The organism is Nocardia sp. NPDC005746 (assembly GCF_040630785.1).
In the GTDB taxonomy this organism is placed as follows: domain Bacteria; phylum Actinomycetota; class Actinomycetes; order Mycobacteriales; family Mycobacteriaceae; genus Nocardia.
The window spans coordinates 1-2,152 of the sequence record NZ_JBEXYE010000046.1 but is presented as its reverse complement, the minus strand read 5'-3'; the positions used below and the strand labels follow the sequence as shown (position 1 = coordinate 2,152).

Below are 2,152 nucleotides of genomic sequence, written 5' to 3'. Positions count from 1 at the left end.
CCCGCTCTACCAGGGGCTTCGTCTATCCACCGGGCGACACGCCGCACCAAACACCAACTGCCACAACATCATCCATCACCGATGAAAAAGGCTCAATCTAGGCGACATCATCGCCGGAGCGGAGCCGACAGCGAAATGATGATGCGAATCCTACGGAAGGGGCTCGCCGCCTCGGCCATCATCGCGATAGCGCTGGTACCGGTCAGCTGCACGCATAAGACCGCGGACGCGAACAAGAACGAGGAGAAGTTTGTGAGCCAAACACTCACCGAGGAAGCGGCCCACCAGCAGATCATCAGCTATCTCCAAAAAACCGCCGATGAAACCGGGGTGGGATTCTCACTTACTCCGGACCAAGGCAACAACGGCTCCGCTCTTCAGCCAGCGCTGCGGGCACCTTGTTACGACGGGGACCAGGAGCGCGGCCCGCATCAGGTGCAGATGCGTTATTGGGTTGTCGGGATTCCCGCTGGCCAACTCTCGCATTACAAGAGCTTGCTGCAGGACACGTGGACGAGTTGGGGTTGGAAGTTGGATCCGGAAGCCACCCCGAAGCTGACAGGTGTAGGCACACCCGATCACTACTCGTTCATATTGCAAGACGCAGGCAAGGGTGACGGCTGGTTGAGCGTGACGGCAGCTTCGCCGTGCTTTCCTTTCGAGGGACTCGGGTCGACGACCCCGCAGCCATCTGAGATCCACCGGCGCACATCATGAGAGCATCGGCAACTCCCACCCCGATCAACAGGTTAGCGAATATCCGTGAAGCACAATGATTCCGATGCGCTGAGTTCGAAAGTTCAACGCGCCCAATATGCCATCGAACATATCCAGGGAGTCGGTGTCGTCAACGGCGTCCGCGTGATCGTAGATGCCGGGGATCGTCTGGTGTCGGTGACAGTGGACGAGGAAGCCTCCATCATGGCCGCGTATCGAGCGGCGGTGGAAGACAAGCGCCCCAAGGTCGATGAGGCACTGCGTGAGCTGCGAGCCGATTCGACCTTCGAAGCGATATCGACGTACACGAACGCGAACTCGGCTCGCGTGGAAGCCGAGCGGGTCGAGAAGCAGCGCAAACTGGACGAAGAGCTCGATGACGACTACTACGAGCGCGGTTCAATCAAGGCCCCGGACTGGTAGAGAACCTGCATCGGGGGCGACGACAAGCAGGAATTTCACCGCTCAGAAGCACGACGCCTAGAGAGTAGCTGCACGCATGCTGGCAAACTCGAAATATGGTGCGTACGTGGACATTTAAGGACATATACTGGACTGGTCGCCGCTCTTGGCGGAGATCGAGATGGACTGCGGACGTCTGGAACCCCGCAGCCCAACCTGAAGCTGAAGGCCGTCATGTTCGAGGCCGGCGTCCAGCCGACCGGCCTTGCCAAGCGGATGCAGGATCACAGTCGGCTGGACGGCGGCCCGGTGCTCGCCACGAGTCACACGCTTATCAAGAAGTGGTTGAACGGCAGCGTCGCCCAACCGAATGAACGCAGCTGTCGCGTCATGCTGGCGGTGCTCAGCGAGAAGCTTGATCGAGACCTCCGGCCTGTGGATATCGGCTATCCCGGCATCACGCTGTCGCACGAGCTGGCACTCGATCCCGCCGCAGACTCGTTCGAAAGCCCGGTGATCATCACGCAAAGACTGCAGCGGCTCGGCCAGATCGACGTGGACGATCCGGTGCTCGACATCGTCGACTTCGCGGTGGCAGACATCCTCGAACGCTATGAGGTTGAGGGCCCCAAGAAGCTTGCCCCAGAGGTTGTTTCGCTTCGAAGCCAAGTCGATGGCTGCCTTCAGCAGCGTCAGCATCCCAAGCAGGTCAAGCGGCTGTACGAACTGGCCGCGAAGCTCTCCGGAATCCTCAGCTATATGGCCGTGAACCGGGGACGGTTTCCCCACGCGGGTATGTATGCGCGTGAATCGTTTGCGATCGTGAAGGTTCTGGAAGATGCGCAATTGCAGGCTTGGATACGCGGCACGGAGAGCTTCTGTGCCTACTACATGGGCAAGTACGACCTCGCGGCGGAGCTTGCCGAGGAAGGTCTCCAGTCACCACCGCCGGCGAACGCGACATCCTCGGGCTCTGGGCCGGTGACGGCGGTGAAGGCGCCAAATTCTGGCTGCAGGTGCTGACCGAACTCAA

3 protein-coding genes and 1 pseudogene are annotated in these 2,152 nt (G+C 60.1%); 3 read left to right on the top strand and 1 reads right to left on the bottom strand.

What is annotated here, in order from left to right; translation table 11 throughout:
• Together ABZ412_RS35805 and ABZ412_RS35800 are read left to right on the top strand one after the other, a co-directional pair.
• On the top strand, positions 1–717 hold a 717-nt coding region (locus ABZ412_RS35805; RefSeq protein ID WP_357289750.1), incomplete at its 5' end, for a hypothetical protein.
• 45 nt (positions 718–762) lie between these two features.
• On the top strand, positions 763–1,140 hold the full coding sequence (locus tag ABZ412_RS35800) for a hypothetical protein (RefSeq protein WP_357289747.1): 378 nt from the start codon (positions 763–765) through the stop codon (positions 1,138–1,140).
• Positions 1,141–1,254: 114 nt separating this feature from the next.
• Here ABZ412_RS35800 and ABZ412_RS35795 read toward each other — a convergent pair whose 3' ends face one another.
• Complete coding sequence (locus tag ABZ412_RS35795; RefSeq protein WP_357289744.1) at positions 1,255–1,818, bottom strand: hypothetical protein; 564 nt, start codon at positions 1,816–1,818, stop codon at positions 1,255–1,257.
• Between the two features lie 239 nt (positions 1,819–2,057).
• On the opposite strand from ABZ412_RS35795, the pseudogene ABZ412_RS35790 reads away from it, so the two are divergent.
• A pseudogene (locus tag ABZ412_RS35790) lies at positions 2,058–2,152 on the top strand (transposase); the annotation flags it as partial.

What these genes read in the sequence shown, in the direction of transcription:
- ABZ412_RS35795 (WP_357289744.1), bottom strand. Translation starts at nt 1,818, where the DNA reads ATGCTGACGCTGCTGAAGGCAGCCATCGACTTGGCTTCGAAGCGAAAC.